This is a genomic window from Enterobacter sp. KB-280D8 (assembly GCF_041399405.1).
GTDB lineage: Bacteria > Pseudomonadota > Gammaproteobacteria > Enterobacterales > Enterobacteriaceae > Enterobacter > Enterobacter cloacae_N.
This window is the reverse complement of sequence record NZ_JBGKEC010000010.1, coordinates 67,542-82,225: the sequence shown is the minus strand read 5'-3', so window position 1 is coordinate 82,225 and position 14,684 is coordinate 67,542. Positions and strand designations below refer to the sequence as shown.

Annotated in this window: 27 protein-coding genes; 8 read left to right on the top strand and 19 right to left on the bottom strand. The window is 48.8% G+C overall.

All coding sequences use genetic code 11. The features are described 5' to 3' along the window. Nucleotides 1-18 precede the first annotated feature (18 nt). Nucleotides 19-396, top strand: coding sequence for a hypothetical protein (locus AB8818_RS19985; protein ID WP_371199988.1), 378 nt, complete (start codon nt 19-21; stop codon nt 394-396). Here the strand turns inward: AB8818_RS19985 and AB8818_RS19980 are convergent. The 18 genes from AB8818_RS19980 to AB8818_RS19895 form a co-directional block, all read right to left on the bottom strand. Continuing rightward, a complete protein-coding gene (locus tag AB8818_RS19980; RefSeq protein ID WP_371200001.1) occupies nt 393-575 on the bottom strand; it encodes a hypothetical protein in 183 nt (60 codons plus the stop codon). The genes AB8818_RS19985 and AB8818_RS19980 overlap by 4 nt on opposite strands. Next, on the bottom strand, nt 526-804 hold the full coding sequence (locus AB8818_RS19975; protein ID WP_371199987.1) for a hypothetical protein: 279 nt from the start codon (nt 802-804) through the stop codon (nt 526-528). The genes AB8818_RS19980 and AB8818_RS19975 overlap by 50 nt, the downstream gene beginning before the upstream one ends. Continuing rightward, nucleotides 801-1,025: a hypothetical protein gene (locus AB8818_RS19970; protein ID WP_219998756.1), complete on the bottom strand. Its 225-nt coding sequence runs from the start codon at nt 1,023-1,025 to the stop codon at nt 801-803. Before AB8818_RS19970 ends, AB8818_RS19975 begins: the two co-directional genes overlap by 4 nt. Continuing rightward, the gene (locus AB8818_RS19965) at nt 1,022-1,648 is read right to left on the bottom strand and encodes a glycoside hydrolase family 19 protein (protein WP_371199986.1); all 627 of its coding nucleotides are present in this window, start codon (nt 1,646-1,648) and stop codon (nt 1,022-1,024) included. The genes AB8818_RS19970 and AB8818_RS19965 overlap by 4 nt, the downstream gene beginning before the upstream one ends. After that, complete coding sequence (locus tag AB8818_RS19960) at nt 1,648-1,929, bottom strand: phage holin family protein (RefSeq protein WP_022648766.1); 282 nt, start codon at nt 1,927-1,929, stop codon at nt 1,648-1,650. The genes AB8818_RS19965 and AB8818_RS19960 overlap by 1 nt, the downstream gene beginning before the upstream one ends. Continuing rightward, nucleotides 1,916-2,311, bottom strand: coding sequence for a phage holin family protein (locus AB8818_RS19955; protein WP_371199985.1), 396 nt, complete (start codon nt 2,309-2,311; stop codon nt 1,916-1,918). The genes AB8818_RS19960 and AB8818_RS19955 overlap by 14 nt, the downstream gene beginning before the upstream one ends. Nucleotides 2,312-2,401: 90 nt before the next feature. Then, nucleotides 2,402-3,187, bottom strand: coding sequence for a hypothetical protein (locus tag AB8818_RS19950; RefSeq protein WP_371199984.1), 786 nt, complete (start codon nt 3,185-3,187; stop codon nt 2,402-2,404). Between the two features lie 146 nt (nt 3,188-3,333). After that, on the bottom strand, nt 3,334-3,912 hold the full coding sequence (locus AB8818_RS19945) for a DUF1133 family protein (protein ID WP_100170045.1): 579 nt from the start codon (nt 3,910-3,912) through the stop codon (nt 3,334-3,336). Between the two features lie 13 nt (nt 3,913-3,925). Further along, nucleotides 3,926-4,915, bottom strand: coding sequence for a DUF968 domain-containing protein (locus AB8818_RS19940; RefSeq protein ID WP_371199983.1), 990 nt, complete (start codon nt 4,913-4,915; stop codon nt 3,926-3,928). Then, nucleotides 4,912-5,301 carry a RusA family crossover junction endodeoxyribonuclease gene (locus AB8818_RS19935; protein ID WP_069732466.1) on the bottom strand — a complete coding sequence of 130 codons (390 nt, stop codon included), beginning with the start codon at nt 5,299-5,301 and terminating at the stop codon, nt 4,912-4,914. Before AB8818_RS19935 ends, AB8818_RS19940 begins: the two co-directional genes overlap by 4 nt. Then, nucleotides 5,298-5,618: a LexA family transcriptional regulator gene (locus AB8818_RS19930; RefSeq protein WP_371199982.1), complete on the bottom strand. Its 321-nt coding sequence runs from the start codon at nt 5,616-5,618 to the stop codon at nt 5,298-5,300. Before AB8818_RS19930 ends, AB8818_RS19935 begins: the two co-directional genes overlap by 4 nt. Continuing rightward, nucleotides 5,615-5,842, bottom strand: a complete 228-nt coding sequence (locus tag AB8818_RS19925) for a hypothetical protein (protein WP_126349054.1) — start codon at nt 5,840-5,842, stop codon at nt 5,615-5,617. Before AB8818_RS19925 ends, AB8818_RS19930 begins: the two co-directional genes overlap by 4 nt. Beyond that, nucleotides 5,839-6,498 carry an MT-A70 family methyltransferase gene (locus AB8818_RS19920; RefSeq protein ID WP_232927224.1) on the bottom strand — a complete coding sequence of 220 codons (660 nt, stop codon included), beginning with the start codon at nt 6,496-6,498 and terminating at the stop codon, nt 5,839-5,841. The genes AB8818_RS19925 and AB8818_RS19920 overlap by 4 nt, the downstream gene beginning before the upstream one ends. Continuing rightward, complete coding sequence (locus AB8818_RS19915; protein ID WP_100170043.1) at nt 6,498-6,992, bottom strand: hypothetical protein; 495 nt, start codon at nt 6,990-6,992, stop codon at nt 6,498-6,500. The genes AB8818_RS19920 and AB8818_RS19915 overlap by 1 nt, the downstream gene beginning before the upstream one ends. Continuing rightward, complete coding sequence (locus AB8818_RS19910; protein ID WP_100170042.1) at nt 6,989-7,915, bottom strand: conserved phage C-terminal domain-containing protein; 927 nt, start codon at nt 7,913-7,915, stop codon at nt 6,989-6,991. Before AB8818_RS19910 ends, AB8818_RS19915 begins: the two co-directional genes overlap by 4 nt. Beyond that, nucleotides 7,872-8,084 carry a DUF4222 domain-containing protein gene (locus AB8818_RS19905; RefSeq protein WP_071993458.1) on the bottom strand — a complete coding sequence of 71 codons (213 nt, stop codon included), beginning with the start codon at nt 8,082-8,084 and terminating at the stop codon, nt 7,872-7,874. The genes AB8818_RS19910 and AB8818_RS19905 overlap by 44 nt, the downstream gene beginning before the upstream one ends. A 241-nt stretch (nt 8,085-8,325) precedes the next feature. After that, a complete protein-coding gene (locus AB8818_RS19900; RefSeq protein ID WP_023343893.1) occupies nt 8,326-8,796 on the bottom strand; it encodes a YmfL family putative regulatory protein in 471 nt (156 codons plus the stop codon). A gap of 41 nt (nt 8,797-8,837) precedes the next feature. Next, a complete protein-coding gene (locus AB8818_RS19895; RefSeq protein WP_193034337.1) occupies nt 8,838-9,056 on the bottom strand; it encodes a Cro/CI family transcriptional regulator in 219 nt (72 codons plus the stop codon). 98 nt (nt 9,057-9,154) lie between these two features. Between AB8818_RS19895 and AB8818_RS19890 the strand changes: the two genes are divergently transcribed. Next, entirely contained in the window at nt 9,155-9,874 is a 720-nt protein-coding gene (locus AB8818_RS19890) for a LexA family protein (protein WP_371199981.1), read from the top strand. A 396-nt stretch (nt 9,875-10,270) separates the two neighbouring features. Here the strand turns inward: AB8818_RS19890 and AB8818_RS19885 are convergent, their stop codons facing one another. Next, on the bottom strand, nt 10,271-11,077 hold the full coding sequence (locus tag AB8818_RS19885) for a hypothetical protein (protein ID WP_371199980.1): 807 nt from the start codon (nt 11,075-11,077) through the stop codon (nt 10,271-10,273). Between the two features lie 255 nt (nt 11,078-11,332). On the opposite strand from AB8818_RS19885, the gene AB8818_RS19880 reads away from it, so the two are divergent. The 6 genes from AB8818_RS19880 to AB8818_RS19855 are packed head-to-tail and all read left to right on the top strand — an operon-like array spanning nt 11,333 to nt 14,669. Continuing rightward, nucleotides 11,333-11,692, top strand: a complete 360-nt coding sequence (locus AB8818_RS19880) for a hypothetical protein (RefSeq protein WP_371199979.1) — start codon at nt 11,333-11,335, stop codon at nt 11,690-11,692. Next, nucleotides 11,692-12,510: a chromosome partitioning protein ParB gene (locus AB8818_RS19875; protein WP_371199978.1), complete on the top strand. Its 819-nt coding sequence runs from the start codon at nt 11,692-11,694 to the stop codon at nt 12,508-12,510. Before AB8818_RS19880 ends, AB8818_RS19875 begins: the two co-directional genes overlap by 1 nt. Continuing rightward, nucleotides 12,507-13,520, top strand: a complete 1,014-nt coding sequence (locus AB8818_RS19870) for a phosphoadenosine phosphosulfate reductase family protein (protein ID WP_371199977.1) — start codon at nt 12,507-12,509, stop codon at nt 13,518-13,520. Before AB8818_RS19875 ends, AB8818_RS19870 begins: the two co-directional genes overlap by 4 nt. Beyond that, a complete protein-coding gene (locus AB8818_RS19865; protein ID WP_371199976.1) occupies nt 13,517-14,011 on the top strand; it encodes a hypothetical protein in 495 nt (164 codons plus the stop codon). The genes AB8818_RS19870 and AB8818_RS19865 overlap by 4 nt, the downstream gene beginning before the upstream one ends. Continuing rightward, nucleotides 14,008-14,397 carry a chromosome partitioning protein ParB gene (locus tag AB8818_RS19860; RefSeq protein ID WP_371199975.1) on the top strand — a complete coding sequence of 130 codons (390 nt, stop codon included), beginning with the start codon at nt 14,008-14,010 and terminating at the stop codon, nt 14,395-14,397. Before AB8818_RS19865 ends, AB8818_RS19860 begins: the two co-directional genes overlap by 4 nt. A gap of 2 nt (nt 14,398-14,399) precedes the next feature. Further along, nucleotides 14,400-14,669 carry a hypothetical protein gene (locus AB8818_RS19855; protein ID WP_371199974.1) on the top strand — a complete coding sequence of 90 codons (270 nt, stop codon included), beginning with the start codon at nt 14,400-14,402 and terminating at the stop codon, nt 14,667-14,669. Nucleotides 14,670-14,684 lie beyond the last annotated feature (15 nt).

Here is a 14,684-nt window from a genome sequence, read left to right as displayed (position 1 = left end):
ACATAAAATGGAGATTTTATGAGCATTCAAGTGCTTAGATATTTAGTCCAAAATAAAGAAGAACTTATTCGAGAGTCTGCAAATGAGAATAAACTAAATGAAGACAATGTTTGGGGTGTTGCCCAAAAAATTGTAGGTCAAGGCAATCTTGATAACCTTTCAGAAAAGCAAATGTATCTCTATGAAAATGCTTTACTCCCCCTTATAGAAAACGTGCCTTGCCAAGGTTGGTTTGACGAATATGATGGAGAGAATGGTACTTACTTCGATTGCCCAAGTACGATTGAAAACGAAAGACTGCTTCAATGCTATCAATTCGATAGCATGCTATGCGAAAGCTGCGAAGAAGAAGAAGGGTTCCGCGCTGCAAGAAAAGCAGCCTTCATGAGAGATTAATCTTTCGTTGCGTGGCAGTTCGCCTGCCACGCTTTGTTATGCGCCAGGATGTCTTTCTTCGTCTGGCGGTCCAGTACGTCGATGTCGTGATCCGTCAGGTAGATCGGCTTTACCCAGTCACAGGCGGTATCAACCACCACCGGGACGCTTCCACGTGTCACGCAGCTCGCGATCAACATCGTCATCAGGCATGCGGTTAACAGTCTGCTGTACATTGCTGGCCTCTTTCGTTGTCTCTACCCGGCGTTCGGCTACTGCTTCGGTGGCTGCGGCCTTTTCTTCGGTGCGCTGCTGGTCTGCTTTGGCTTCCGCTTTGCTGGTGCCGCGTGAATGACCAATACCAAAAGCGGCGGCGATAGCGCCAAGAATCGCTACTGCTACCGTGATGATTAACTGCACTGTGCTCATGCTTCCACCTTCGGTTCAAAGGATCGAACGTTCATAGGCTCCCCTGATGGGAAAGACCAGTTCAGCCAGGTGAAGGTCTTAAGCTCGCACATACCGTCAAACATCTCGCCGGGATCGATATCGTCATAGCTGCAGACGATATGAAGCTCATTGCCTTTTTCCTGAAGAACAACCGTATCTGTCTCCCATCGCGGGAGTAGGAGTCGCAGCCACTTTTTCATACCAGCACCGTATTAGCCTGGCCGAAGCGAGCTCGCCGATCTTCCAGTCCGTTCGTTCCGCCGTTGATAATCTTCGTCACCTGCATCAGGTCGCCGGAATACTTCAGGCATCCCTTAGTAGCAAAGAACCACGCCGCGCTTCTGGCTGCGTAAACGTCTTCGGCTAAAAGCTCAGGCTGCTTAACCAAATCAACCTTCAGCCCGTTCCCGCAATCACGGTAGTTGTTGAGGCCAGTAATCTGGATAAGTCCACGCCCACGGTATAACCAGCCGTCTCCGGGAGCGTTGTTCCCCATGCGTTTGCTGTATACCAGGTTAGCAATGGCGCGCTGGCGCTCGAGCGGTAATGTACGTTCTTCAGGTCGACGGCCAAGAGCGTTAGCCTGGTCTGCTGTAAGGCGTCCAGCGCGAATGAAGTTCGCTAGTGCCGCTATTCGGTAGTTGAAACTCTCCACCAGCAGGGTGAAACCAGCTGATTCATGCCCTGCCTGAGCAATGAACATCGCCTGGTCTACCGGCTTGGTTATGCCGAACTCTTTCATCGCCTCACTGACTGGCTGAAACCAGCGCGCAGCTAACTCGGCGCTTAGCCCAGCCGCCTTTTGAAATTGTGATTGGTTCATTAGTGCCTCAGTGCGTCAACCAGGCGCGCCACGTTTCCCCGAGCCCAGAGCACGGCGGCGCATATCAGGACGTTCACCAGCACCACGAACCAGTGCGATTCATGGTACAGGCCGAACAGGTAACGGAAAGGGACGCTGGCGTATACCAGCACCGTGAAATAAGCCATCAGCGATATCAGAGGGCGATGTCTCGCCCCGCCGCGCTGGTAGAACATCAGTGCAATAACGATAACAGCAGAGATAATTGCGTTTGCCATCGCACTCGGATCACTTGTTACCATTGCTGGCCCCTCCACCACGTAAACGTGAGAGAATTCCAAACAGGCTACCCAAATCCTGACTGTTGACGAATGTCAGCAGCTTAATAGCAATAGCGGCTACGATTACCGCGCCCAGCGCATCAAGTGGCCTGTCGCTATACCCCGTCCATTTGGAGAAGTAAGAACCAAGCAGTGGAGCGCCGATAACGCCGAAGATGAATGAGGTGATGAAGTAGCCTACCAGCTTAAGGCGGCTGATATTAACCGCCGTAGCGACGTAGAACACCGCACCAGCGAATGCGCCAAACACCACACCGTAATCTATGCCGGTTGCCAGACCGAAGATGCTGGCCCCCATCAGACCACCAGCAACTACCGTAGTGCCAAAAACAGGATCGGACATTGAGCCCCCTCTTATTGCCGTGAGTCCTCTCAGAATGAGGGGATAAAAAAAGGCCGCTAAATTAGCGACCTTGATATACGAATTAATATGTTATCTTGGAAGGTGCTGTCTTATTCCAAGCCAATCAAAAGAATTAAATGCACTCTGAACTATAATTTGTAAGTTTTTTAACGATTCAACGGACACGTCCACTTCACCATAATTACCATCAGCCATGGTGCATCCGTATTTGGTACCTAATATGTTATTCAACATTAACGCCCCTTGGGGGGCTGATACAAAACCATTGTCGACTGGCTTAAGATCTAAAGGTTTTGGTTGTTTACCAGCCCCAAGACCTCTAGCTCTATCTTCTAAATGCTGGGCGGAGTTCCTGACTTTTCTTAAATCAGGGAAATATTTACCCATCAGAGCTTGAGCATCTGCAACTCCAGCTGGAGCGCCTTCCTCCTTTGAAATGACTCCTAAGAATTTATCAATAGTATCAAGGGCATAAATAAATGATTTTGCATATATGCTAATCAATTGATTTCGATGACTTGTAGGTATTTCACCTGAGCGCCATTTTTCTCTTTTGATCCTTGCATCCGCCTCAAACATTACTTCTTCATGTCTTTCATAAGGTTGAAGCCCAAATTCTCTTCGGACTTCCTCTTCCATCGCTTGGCGTTTTTGAAAATCATCATTCCATTTCTCCCTGGAGAAACCTCCACCTCTTGTCTGCTTGCTTACTTCCGCTTCAAATAAATTTAAAGAAATATTGGCTTCATAAAACGCAGATTCAAGGTGGTATAAAAGATGCTCAAATTTCCAAGATAGTTCCCTATCAATGAAGTTTATATGCGTGCCAGGAAGAACTAATTCGAAAATACACATTTGCTCAATCCCAATCGTCTAGGAATAGCAATTATAAGTTTTTTAAAAAAGATAGCTCGCTCTTAGATCACAAAACCCGCACTGTTGGCGGGTTTATGTATTGTTCTGTTGCTCAGTACGCTTTACTGTCCCGAGCCTAACACAATTTAAGCACTTTCTTGCTCACTCTGCAACTTAAATCTGTCGCTATTTGTGCCAAACGCATCACATAATGGCGCATACAGGATCGATTCTGCCAAACTTACCCATGTATCGATTCGGCGGCGGCATGTGATAAGTGTCCAGTCAGGGTGTTTTGCATTCAGCTCGTTGGCCATCTTCAGTTTGCTCTTACGCAGCCGGTGACGGTCAACGATTACGCCATACAACCCACGGTATTCATCATTCATCAGGACCGAAGCAATAACACCATCCACCTTAAGGCCCTCTTCGTCGGAGCAGAACGCCAAGCCGCTTTTGTTTTTGCTGTCGAGAATTTCACGCAGGTATGCTTCCAGCTCAGGTTTAGTGATGCCGGATTTTTTCATGCGGCGCAGTGCATCGTTAATTGCGGTCTTGGTAATTTTCCCGGAAGCAAGCAACTGGTTGAACATGTTTCCGCCAGAGCCTCCACCAATATAAGACCAGCGGCCCCACATGCGGAGCTTACCCTGAACCCAGATACTTTCGAGAGTGCGAAGGCGAACCATCTCGCCGGATTTGCCAACTTCAGAAGGATTGATCATCTTGCGTCTCCACTTACGCCAGTACGCCGATTTCAAGCGCACGATCTAAAAACCGAAATAACAGCACCAACTGGTCGCCGTATTTCGCTTCAAATGCCACAGGATCAGCGTGCAACTCATTGTGATGCGCTCTGCACAGCGGTATCACAAACAAGTCGTGCGCTTTGGTACCCATTCCACCCTGTCCGTGGCCTATCAGGTGGTGGGGGTCGTCTGCCGGGTTATTGCAGCAACTGCACTGCTGCGACTTGACCCAGCGGGTGTACTTATCGTTCTCCCAGCGGCGGCGCTTTGGCCTCAGTATGAAAGATTCCGGTGATTCAGGATCGACCTTCACCGAGACTATCTTCTTAACTTTCTCCTGGAGGATTTCAGTCGCCGGTAATGACGGAACAATGTCGCTTTCACGCATCACTGAACTGTGCGATTCAGGCTTAATCCTGAGCGCCTGGTTAGCCACTGATTCAGGAATAAGGTCAGCCAGATCGTTACGTACCATCCACCAGCAGAACTCCGGCAGCGTCAGGGTGTGGTCAGCGCTGAAACCCAGCATGATATTCACCCTTTCGAGCAGCCATTTTACCAGGTTCTGCATGGCAATTCCTGCCAGTCTTTCAGTAGTTTGCTCACGCAACTGGTTATCACACCCCCAGCACAGGCGAATGCTTCCGGGCGCGTGGCGCATCACCGTAAAGTCCTTCGAATGCCAGTCATTATGGGGCCACTGACATTCGAATTTACGCTCCAGCCAGGCATCAAGGCTACTAAGTCCACCAGCGCGCTGAATTACCCGCTCGTTCTGAAAAAGCGCCTGCATACTGACATCATCTGTCAGTGGCTGGTGTGCTTCGGGGATCAGACCAGAAGGCAAGTGCTGGACTGCTTCGGAAGGCGTTTCAATCACCACACGGCCACGACGGAACAGCCACAGCAATTCGTTACCTGGGCGGAACAGCACCACCCCGGACATTGGCGCAACTTCAGGTGTCAGTATGGCTCTCACCTAATTACCTCCATTGCAGGTTGATGCTTGGTTATAGATATTTCTACCCTTCCTCCATGCACCTTCGGTCCCCACTCCACCAGCATTCTCTGCACCTGGCTGTCATCCTCCCAGATGCCAGCGTGAGTAAGCGCGTCAAACAAAGCCTTGTTGTAATTGTCAATGTCGCGGCGGCGTGCATCTGGCGGAAAGAGAAGGATCTCCACCGCAGCTGGTGACGATGATGGTTTTGGAAGGCAACGCAGCTGCTCAATAATCGCTGCGCATGCCGCACTCTGATATGCCCTGCCTTTCTCACTGATGAGATGGCGGCCTTTTAACGGCCCCTTGTTCGGGGCTCGCCAGTAGGTGTTTACGCTAGGAGGGAACGGGAGCACCAGTTTCATAAAGTCACTCCCTGTTTTTTCAGCCATTCAACAGCGTTATCTCTTGCCTTGTCTCCACCGGATAACAATTCCCTAACGATCGATACCGGATCTGCATCCCATTCAGTTTTAACTACGGTAATGCCCCTGGCAGCGCCAGGAGCGATAGAGATGTAACCTTTTTTCTTTAGCGCCTTCACATGCTCAGCAGCTGCGTTCTGCGATGAGCAACCAATCAGTTCAGCAAGCTCGATCAATGTTGGTGGGAAGCCAACCTTTTCGATGTGAACCTTGATAGCTTCATACACTTCACTTTGCCGTGGCGTTAATTCGATCATGACTCGACTCCATAGCGCCCGTTCAGGCGTCCGATTACGCTGTTGAACATCACCAGACTTACGCCCATCGGTTTCACCTTCTCGTGGTACTCCTTCAGGATCGGAGGTACAACGACGTTCCAGCTTGGCTTAGGCTTTTTCTTCAGCGCTTTTTTGATGGCATCAGAACATTGGCGGGCAACGTCACGAACCGCGTTCATCTCCTCGATTGAAAGCTTCTTCATGCGACTCTCCACCCGTCTTTAAAGATCGGCTGAACGTTGCCAGGGAAAAACTCTACATCCGGTGATTCGGCCTGATTTCCCCAGTGGTCCCAGCCTTGCGCACCGCAGCGGCTGAATAGTTCGATACGCGGAACATCGCCGTATAGCTTTTCCAGGCGGAAACGCGCCTCTGCTGGTTTCTGGCTGTGCTCACCCAGCGGGCTGTAGATAACCTGCTTGATGCTGGCGCACTGGCGTTCGAGTCCATTCCCCCTGGTGGCGATCAGCATGTCTTCGGTATTGGCTCGGGTGTAGTTGCCACCGTTCATGCGGGTCTGCTCGTTAAGCAGGTCGAGGAAGTCGTAAAAATCCTCTACTCCACCAGCCTGAAGCGCTTTGTTGATGTGCTGCTCTGCCAGAGAGTTGAACTTCACCCATGTGAAGCCCTTCATCGTGCGGACCTTAAAGCCCCACGCTTCAGCCAGCTCAATGGCTTCACGGGTGTGCGTCCCGGTGAACCACATCGCCAGAACAGCATCATCTGCAGCAAGGTCCCACACAGGAAGGCGCTTCATGTCGATAAGCTTCATCGTGCCGTAATGATTCGTGGCAGCTCCATTGCTGACGGTGTTGCCATATTCCCAGGCTGGGTCAGCGTAAATCAGTGAGTACTTCATCAGACGTTCCTCGCCCTGCCAGCCAGACACCAGCCATCACCGGTGGTTTTAACCCTCGGCACCATACTCAGGCAGCGCTTACGCTCCTTGAGAATTTTGGCTCGCAAAGTTTCGTTCTTTGATCGATTGAATGCTTCCATCAGAACGGTAGCAGCACGCAGATAAAGTCCCTTGTCAGATAACTCTTTAGCCTTTGCCATCATCGCAATGACTGCCGGGTTTGGTGCGGCTTCCTGCTTTGGCTCAGGAATTACTTCTGCTTTCTCAACCGGCAACCGTGGGGTGATAGGCCCAATTGGACCTTCCGGCGCTTTAGCGTAGTAACGAAAGTTGTGACGTTCGCCTTTGCGCTCAGCACGATTAAGCATGACAAGGCGACATACAGCACGCTGAACACTGTGCAAGGCATACTCCGGAAGTGCTGCAGCGATCTCTTTGTTCGTCAGTCCAGGGTTGTTGGCCACGAACAGCTGAATTGTTTTGAGAAAGCTCATGAGTTTATCCCTCTGAAACCCGCTGGTGTCTTGCTGTAATCAGTGGTTTTGAAGCTGGTTTTAAACACGTCATCTTCGCGAACCCATTTCCCGTTAACTCGTGCTGGTCTCCCGGCATTTGCCCAGCTGTTCGCGGACTTCAGGTAGCCAGGGAATTTGGTCGGCTGGAAAAGCGTCTGTGGGCGGAGGTATGCGGACATCGTGAGATCTTCGCTCCACTTGGCGTTGCAGTAGTCAACGACGAGTGAGAGCTCTTCGACGGTGAATCCTTCCCCAATTCTGGCTCTGATGTTTTGCAGAGAGTTTTTTGATACCTGGTATTTGGAGTTAGTCACCCGGTTCAGGTGAACCAAAACCTGTTTAGCCTGATCGGTGATCAACACATCACCGTCTGGTTGCGGCGCAACCGGACAAATAGGGTTTTTGATATCTGTAGTATTCTCTGTTGTATTCTCTGTAAGAACATCAGGCCATTTTGACCTGATGAGAGCGGTTCGTTTTGACCCGTTGGAACGGTCCACTTTGACCTCTTCCATCGGTTCATTTTGACCTGATGGAAGAGTGCATTTTGAACTCTTCGATTTGGTCACTTTGACCTCATCTAAAAGTTCGCTTTCGTAGTTGATCGTGTAGTAGTTCGTCATGTCGCGCTGAGACTTGTTCAGCTGCTCAACTTTGAGCACGCCGAGGTTCTTCAGGCGGGTGAATGTGCGCTTAAGCGTAGACTCAGACCAGAACGGGAACTGCTCCAGCCACTGCTCATTGGTGTTGTAAATCCAGCGCACGCCGTCACGCTCCAGTCCGGAGGTGGTTTCTTTAAGCCAGTAGTTAACCTGCTGCAACGCAATGGCCTCGTTCAGGCCAATGCTGTACGCAAGGTCAGGGTTTATCACTATCGGCCGGGATGGCATCAACAGGCTCATGGTCGTCCTTTAACTCTGTAAATTTACGCTGGAATTGCTCAAGAGGGCTGAAGCACTCATGATCGTACCCTTCGCGAAGGTATATAACGCGTCGAGTCTGTGGCTCCCATCTGATGACACGGACCGGGACGCCGTAGTGGTCTTTGAATCGCCGGTTAACTTCAGCCATTCTTCACGCCCCTTCTCGTTCATCTGAGCAAATGCCTCTACCATCGCGTTCTCAGGCTGGTAGTTGTTCTCACCAGGCTGGTCGTTTAATCTCTCCACATAGCCGAACGGGGAATCTTTTCCCACCAGCGGAAGGCATCTGAATTGCTTCGCTGGTCTCAATCGGTTTAAACTGTTCATGCGTTAGTTTCTCCACTGAATACGACACGCCAAGACGCCAGGGGCCTGCACGCCCGCTGGCGTCACTTCTTTTGGCTTTGCTTACGGCTAAAGAGCGCGACAATCGCGCGGATTTCTTCTTCACGCGCTGCCAGATGGCGGCGGTGATGCTCGTGAATCTCTTCAGCTTCATGCGGTTCTATCACTCCGTCTTCCAGGGCCTTCTGGATAATCTGATCAACCTGTCCGCGTGCTGCTGCAGTTCTCATGGCTCGGGTAAAAAGGTCTACGCGATCGAGGTCTTCCAGCTTGGGAGCGTCCACCAGCAAAGCGTCGCGACGTTGCGCGAAGTAATCAGCCAGGAGAGATGTGTTTGAAATGTCTTCCATTGCTTCCAGCTCGTTCACTTCGAAGAAGCGACAGCCGTTCTTCTCGTACAGGTTGTTATTGAACTGCGTTAGTGACATGCCAAGAGCACCGGCCATAGCCTCACGGCCACCCGAGTACGCTTTACACATCGCTTTAACTACTTCTTTCAGGCTTGGTTCTACCATGTTGTTTTTCCTTTGGTAGTTACGTGATGCTGATTGCTGGGTTACGGTGTTACGGCAACGTCAGGATCAGCAGGTTTGTTTTTGTTAGGGAATGGTCGGACTTCCTCGGCTTCAATTTTCCCGTCTTCGTTTATCAGGATATTTACCCGGCGATTACGCTTGATGGCTTTACTTATGGCGCTTTGGTATACCCCAAGAGCCTCAGCGGTTTTAGCCTGCCCGTTTTCCAAAACATATTCAGAGAGCGGAATAATCTTCATTGGTTTTCCTCGTGGTTTACATATAAAGAGTATCACTGTTAGTGATAAACAAGTCAACACTAGCGGTGATTGGTGATTATGCCGTGCGGTGATAAATTATGAGAATGAAAAAGAAACCATTGACCGCCGAACAAATCGCCGACGCCAACAGGCTAAAAGCTATCTTTGAGTCCAAGAAAAAAGCGCTTGGGCTCTCACAGGAGACTTTGGCTGAGCAAATGGGTATGGGACAAAGTGGTATCGCTCAGTTACTGAATGGCACAAATGCTATCAACGCTACTCATGCCGCACAGTTCGCTAAAATTCTCGGAGTAAAAGTCGATGATTTCAGTCCATCCCTTGCAGCTGAGATATCAGCTATGTTTGAGGCGATTGCGAACGGAAGGAATCATTCCTCTGTATATGAGTACCCGCTGTTAACCGAAGTGCAGGCGGGCTCATTTTGCCCTGTTAATTCATACACAGAACGCGACGCGAAGGAATGGGTTTCAACCACTGTTAAAGCCAGTGATTCTGCCTTTTGGCTTGAGGTATCAGGCCATTCAATGACTGCGCCTCCTGGAGTAAAGCCAAGCTTTCCTGAGGGAATGCTTATACTCATAGATCCAGAACAGGACGTTAAGCCTGGTGATTTCTGTGTTGCTGGTATATTCAACGATTCAGAGGTTACTTTTAAAAAATTTGTTCGTGAAGACGGTAAACCCTGGCTCGAACCTCTCAACCCAAGCCCTCGCTATCAGGCCATTGAATGTAATGAGAATTGCAGGATAATTGGCAAGGTCGTCAAGGCCCAATGGCCTGAAACCATCTTCACATAAGGAGCCAATCGGCTCCTTATTTTTTCATCTTTTTTCACCTTACGAATCATAAAGTTAACATTACTCATGATATTTTTATCACTACAGGTGTTGACCATTCAATTACTATTGGTGATACTCGTTATGCGCCGGGGTGATGATGTTTAAGACCATCGCTAGGTTAGCAGAACGGCATATAGCACAAGTGCCGCAGCGATCCGGGGATTCCTTGCAAGACAGTTCCATCTTGTAGCCGGACTGATCAAGCCAAGCGCGTACGAAAGCTAGAAGCCTTTCAACAGCGTGGCGATAAGTGTTGCCTTGTAAGAGACAAGTATAATTTGAGGTATTAAAAAAGCACCCATTGGATGCTTAGCTCTTTAAAAATCTCACTGTAAAACTGTTACACATTAGCTATTACATGCTGTATGAGACCTGGGAAGGTGGAATAGTCGAGTAATTAATTTTACCTTCTTTCTGCAATCGCAGATGAGTGTATTTGTAAATACAAATTGAACCATCTAAAAGAGAAAGTGCAATTGTTTTATCGGATATAGTAGAAATATATCTGAATTTTTCCCCTTGTTTTTGCTCACAATCTACTTTAGATGAAATAATGAACGTATCAATTCCTTTCAAAATAAACCCAGCTTGATCATCTGCATAAGCGTAAGTTAAACCAGGAATAGCTAAAAAGAAACAAAAAATAACACTTCGATGTTTTTTCATCTCAGGTAAAAATGTTTTAACCCTTGATAAAACCGAGCCTAGAATAGCAGATATAAAACCTATCAAACCTTTGGTGAAGCCAGAATCGTCATTTAGCATAATATCTAAATTAAAATAAGGGTAAATTGATTGGAGAATGAAGAATATGATGAATACAAATAATATCGTCAAGATAACCTTAATTAGTATTGTAGCAAGCATATTTATATCATACCTGTAAGCAAGAACATCGATTGCTGGGAATACATGGTCAACAACCAATTCCCAGACTCGCAAAAACAGGAACGTAATAAATATTAACAACAACGGCAAAGCCATTGTATATATAATTAATGGCATCAAGTCATTTATGGTTGCAAAATGCATGATGTTTACATTGAATTTACTCCAAAAAAACCAAGAGTAAATTATGGAATTTAATACTCCATATGCAATCAGTGATGCCCACAATGTTATTCTTACTTTACCATTTACATAGTTGACTGCATTTTCCATAAATACGATCCCTGCTTGTCGTGTAATGAAACAAACTTAGCCCCTGATGAAACTTAAGCGCAAAATAACAAATCTTAATACGAAATCGTATCATCAGTTTACTTCAAAATCCCGAAAGAAAAATAGATGGAATTTTAAAGAAAAGCAATGGAATTTAATGAAATTGTCTATATGAGTTATTAAACCTTATCAATCTCAATTTTTCAAGAAATAATCAGCGCTGTGCAGAGCGCTTATAACACGGAGAAACTATCCATGACGAACACACAGAACGTCACTGAGTTACAACCACGCATGACCAGAGAGCAGCTTATTGACGCCGCTCGTAAGGCCGCTCCTCTCCTCCCTGCCGCTTATGGCTGGATGGTTAACGAACTGGCTAACCGCCTGGACTATACCAGTGTCGCGCTTTGTGAAGCGATGGCGCAGCGTAAGGAACTTGCTGAGCAGAACGCCACCCTGCGTGAGGATGTTGCCAGTTGGGCCAAAGAGTGCAACCGCATCGAAGAGCGCCACACCAAAACGCCTACCAACATGCACCTGCTGGAAGCTCAGCGCGAACTTCGTGAGCTGCCTCCTGTCGTCATTTCCCTGAATAACGAGGTTGCTCTCTAATGGCTAACTCATTCAAGCAAATGACCAAGTCAGGTCTGATTAAGCGTACCGATACCGGAATGTTTATCAGTCTTGACGATATTCATGTTCGTGAAGGTTTCAACAAACGTGAAGACGATGAACGCACCCGCCAGGCTGATGATGATCTGTTCAACTATCTGATGAACGGCGGATCAGTTCCACCACTGGAAGTTATCGCCCGTGATGAAGGTGGCGTATGGGTTGTCGAAGGTCATCGCCGTCGCCGCTGCTATGCGCGCTGTGCTGAAGCTGGAAAGCCCGTAGACCGCATACACATCATGCCATTCAACGGTAACGATGTTCAGCGTCTGGCGCGCATCATGACCAGTAACAACCAGCTCCCGCTCTCCGATATGGAACAGGCTGCAGTTATCCAGGAGCTGCATAACGCCTTCAATCAGACCACCAGCGAGATCGCAAAACTGGTCAACAAGTCTGTTCCTACTGTCGAAAAGCTCCTGCTCCTTAGCACAGCTAACCACGACGTTCAGAAAGAAGTTAAATCCGGAACTGTGTCCGTAGATGTGGCCGTTGACCGAGTAAAAGAGTTCGGCGAAAAGGCCGGTGAGGTTCTTCAGAAGGATAAAGCTTCCGCTGCCGCAAAGGGCAAGAAGAAAGTTACCCGAAGCGTCATAGCTCCTGAAATTAGCGTAAAGAAAGCGCGTCGCCTTGTAGAGCTGATCAGCCTGGCAGGTATAAGCAACACAGGTGTTATCTCTCTCGAAGGGTTGGTTCATGCAGAAGTCGAGGAAATTCTCGACGAGCATAAAGCCATCAAAAAAGGAGCTGCTGAATGAAAACAACTATTGACGCTCGCTGCATGGCTCTTGGAGCAATCAACATTGTTTCGATATCAGGCGGCAAAGACAGCCTGGCGCAATCGTTACGGGCCATAGAGTCAGAGGTAGAACACCTCAATGTATTTGCTGACACAGGCCATGAGCACCCGCAGACAATGGAATACCTCGACTATCTGGAGCAAAAACTGGGGCCAGTTAAACGCGTTAAAGCTGACTTTACCCGCCAGATTGAAGGTAAGCGCAAGTTCATTGCAACACGCTGGCCCGTAACTCTGGTCGAAGAATGCGGTATGACACCAGAGGAAGCTGCAGAGCGTGTTGCTCAAGCCTTAGAAATTCTGCATCCAACAGGAATTCCTTTTTTAGACCTTTGTATGTTGAAAGGTCGCTTCCCCAGCACAAAGGCACGCTTTTGTTCTACTGAGCTGAAACACCACCCTGTTCGTGACTGGGTTGTTCTGCCTGCACTTGAAGAGTTCGAAGAGGTGATTTTGTGGCAGGGTGTACGCGCACAGGAGTCACCGGCGCGCGCAAACCTGCCGGAGTGGGAAGAAGATGCAGACGACACACCCGGTCTTCATGTTTACCGTCCGATTCTTAAATGGCAGCACGAAGACGTTTTTGCAATCGCCAAACGGCACGGAATCAAACCCAATCCGCTCTATCAGCAGGGCTGCAGCCGCGTTGGCTGCATGCCATGTATTCATGCCCGCAAATCTGAACTGGCGGAGATTTTCAGTCGCTGGCCGGAAGAGATAAAGCGCGTTGCGGAGTGGGAACGGCTGGTAGCTGCATGTTCTCGCCGTGGCAATTCGACATTTTTCCCGACGACGCATGACCCGCGCCGCGCTGAAAAGCGCATTGAGCTCATTACCGTTGACGCGTATGGAATTGAGAGTTACCGGGATTGGGCGATGACAACTCATGGCGGAGCACAATTTGACTTACTGGCGGAATCAAATGACAAAACAGTTTGCAGCAGTGTCTATGCGGGGGTGTGCGAATGACTACTAATAAACCAATGTCCGGCGAACAGCTGAATGAACTGATGACTGTTGCAGTCAACATGCAGCGCGACAGTGAAAAAGCAGGTGATCGCCCTGCTGCTATGTTCGCTTATGCAGTTCAGGTTGCCGTTCTGGAACTGCGTAATGTTCGAAATGATGCTGCAGCGCTGGCAACCCTCAAAGCGGAGGCTGTGGCATTCAGGACAAAGTTAAAAACACTTGCTGCTGTAGGTGGTGAGAGCTGGGATTATACGGATCATCGCCAGCCAGACGCTTTCGAAATTGAAAACTGCATTGTTGAGCGCCTTTACACCGCCCCACCATCGCCAGCCTATGCCGAACCCGTAGCATGGCTGTGGTCACACAGGAAACATCCAAGCGAAGTTACGCTTGTTCGCCCAGAGGATGATGATCGAGCAGAAGGGGCGCGGTGGTCAGGATGGAGTAGTCAGGCGCTTTATGCAGCACCGCAGCAGGAGGTGAAGTCGTGATCAAAGGAAAGCTTATTAGCAGCCAGCGATACCTTGATAATGCAAAAGTTGCTGATCGTGCAAACAGGTTCAAACGCTTCATCGTTTCTGTGTACCCAATTGTTCTGCGCGGGCAGCAATACACGATTTTGATGGATGGCCACCATAACTATGCGGCGGCAAAGTTAGCCGGGGTAGAGCCTGACTATCGTCCGATTGTTAAAAAAGTCATGAAAATAATTGGTGGGCTTAGTGAGGCTGAACGACAGGGTTTATTTATTAACAATGTCACTGACAGCAATTATTACTATGTCGAAACCGGCGAGGTAGTGCAGGAACTACTGCTGCCAGATACCTCAGTTAAGTTTCAAGCACATGCTGGCAATCAATGGATATTCGGTAAATAAACATGGCCAGTAAACTCAAACAGCGGCGCGTGCGCCGCCTCAAAGCGGACGTGGCCTGGTGGATGGCCGAAGCGCAGGACTGGAAGGATATCGCGCTGGAGCACGCAGCCGAGATAGACAGGCTCAAAAAGCTGGTCATCCGCGTGCCGATGCCTGTTCTCGTAACGAAGGAGATGGTCCACCAGCTTTATTACACCGAAACAAAAAGATGTCGTACCTGCAATGATGGGCTTCGTGGTGGTTGTTCATCATGCATTTTCTATAAGAGATAGCCGGGTGCAGCCGGT

What these genes read in the sequence shown, in the direction of transcription:
- AB8818_RS19855 (WP_371199974.1), top strand. Translation starts at nt 14,400, where the DNA reads ATGGCCAGTAAACTCAAACAGCGGCGCGTGCGCCGCCTCAAAGCGGAC.
- AB8818_RS19930 (WP_371199982.1), bottom strand. Translation starts at nt 5,618, where the DNA reads ATGATCGAATTAACGCCACGGCAAAGTGAAGTGTATGAAGCTATCAAG.
- AB8818_RS19935 (WP_069732466.1), bottom strand. Translation starts at nt 5,301, where the DNA reads ATGAAACTGGTGCTCCCGTTCCCTCCTAGCGTAAACACCTACTGGCGA.
- AB8818_RS19880 (WP_371199979.1), top strand. Translation starts at nt 11,333, where the DNA reads ATGACGAACACACAGAACGTCACTGAGTTACAACCACGCATGACCAGA.
- AB8818_RS19885 (WP_371199980.1), bottom strand. Translation starts at nt 11,077, where the DNA reads ATGGAAAATGCAGTCAACTATGTAAATGGTAAAGTAAGAATAACATTG.
- AB8818_RS19920 (WP_232927224.1), bottom strand. Translation starts at nt 6,498, where the DNA reads ATGAAGTACTCACTGATTTACGCTGACCCAGCCTGGGAATATGGCAAC.
- AB8818_RS19875 (WP_371199978.1), top strand. Translation starts at nt 11,692, where the DNA reads ATGGCTAACTCATTCAAGCAAATGACCAAGTCAGGTCTGATTAAGCGT.
- AB8818_RS19945 (WP_100170045.1), bottom strand. Translation starts at nt 3,912, where the DNA reads ATGATCAATCCTTCTGAAGTTGGCAAATCCGGCGAGATGGTTCGCCTT.
- AB8818_RS19960 (WP_022648766.1), bottom strand. Translation starts at nt 1,929, where the DNA reads ATGGTAACAAGTGATCCGAGTGCGATGGCAAACGCAATTATCTCTGCT.
- AB8818_RS19970 (WP_219998756.1), bottom strand. Translation starts at nt 1,025, where the DNA reads ATGAAAAAGTGGCTGCGACTCCTACTCCCGCGATGGGAGACAGATACG.
- AB8818_RS19895 (WP_193034337.1), bottom strand. Translation starts at nt 9,056, where the DNA reads ATGAAGATTATTCCGCTCTCTGAATATGTTTTGGAAAACGGGCAGGCT.
- AB8818_RS19975 (WP_371199987.1), bottom strand. Translation starts at nt 804, where the DNA reads ATGAGCACAGTGCAGTTAATCATCACGGTAGCAGTAGCGATTCTTGGC.
- AB8818_RS19915 (WP_100170043.1), bottom strand. Translation starts at nt 6,992, where the DNA reads ATGAGCTTTCTCAAAACAATTCAGCTGTTCGTGGCCAACAACCCTGGA.
- AB8818_RS19900 (WP_023343893.1), bottom strand. Translation starts at nt 8,796, where the DNA reads ATGGTAGAACCAAGCCTGAAAGAAGTAGTTAAAGCGATGTGTAAAGCG.
- AB8818_RS19965 (WP_371199986.1), bottom strand. Translation starts at nt 1,648, where the DNA reads ATGAACCAATCACAATTTCAAAAGGCGGCTGGGCTAAGCGCCGAGTTA.
- AB8818_RS19925 (WP_126349054.1), bottom strand. Translation starts at nt 5,842, where the DNA reads ATGAAGAAGCTTTCAATCGAGGAGATGAACGCGGTTCGTGACGTTGCC.
- AB8818_RS19865 (WP_371199976.1), top strand. Translation starts at nt 13,517, where the DNA reads ATGACTACTAATAAACCAATGTCCGGCGAACAGCTGAATGAACTGATG.
- AB8818_RS19910 (WP_100170042.1), bottom strand. Translation starts at nt 7,915, where the DNA reads ATGAGCCTGTTGATGCCATCCCGGCCGATAGTGATAAACCCTGACCTT.
- AB8818_RS19905 (WP_071993458.1), bottom strand. Translation starts at nt 8,084, where the DNA reads ATGGCTGAAGTTAACCGGCGATTCAAAGACCACTACGGCGTCCCGGTC.
- AB8818_RS19950 (WP_371199984.1), bottom strand. Translation starts at nt 3,187, where the DNA reads ATGTGTATTTTCGAATTAGTTCTTCCTGGCACGCATATAAACTTCATT.
- AB8818_RS19980 (WP_371200001.1), bottom strand. Translation starts at nt 575, where the DNA reads ATGTTGATCGCGAGCTGCGTGACACGTGGAAGCGTCCCGGTGGTGGTT.
- AB8818_RS19985 (WP_371199988.1), top strand. Translation starts at nt 19, where the DNA reads ATGAGCATTCAAGTGCTTAGATATTTAGTCCAAAATAAAGAAGAACTT.
- AB8818_RS19955 (WP_371199985.1), bottom strand. Translation starts at nt 2,311, where the DNA reads ATGTCCGATCCTGTTTTTGGCACTACGGTAGTTGCTGGTGGTCTGATG.
- AB8818_RS19890 (WP_371199981.1), top strand. Translation starts at nt 9,155, where the DNA reads ATGAGAATGAAAAAGAAACCATTGACCGCCGAACAAATCGCCGACGCC.
- AB8818_RS19870 (WP_371199977.1), top strand. Translation starts at nt 12,507, where the DNA reads ATGAAAACAACTATTGACGCTCGCTGCATGGCTCTTGGAGCAATCAAC.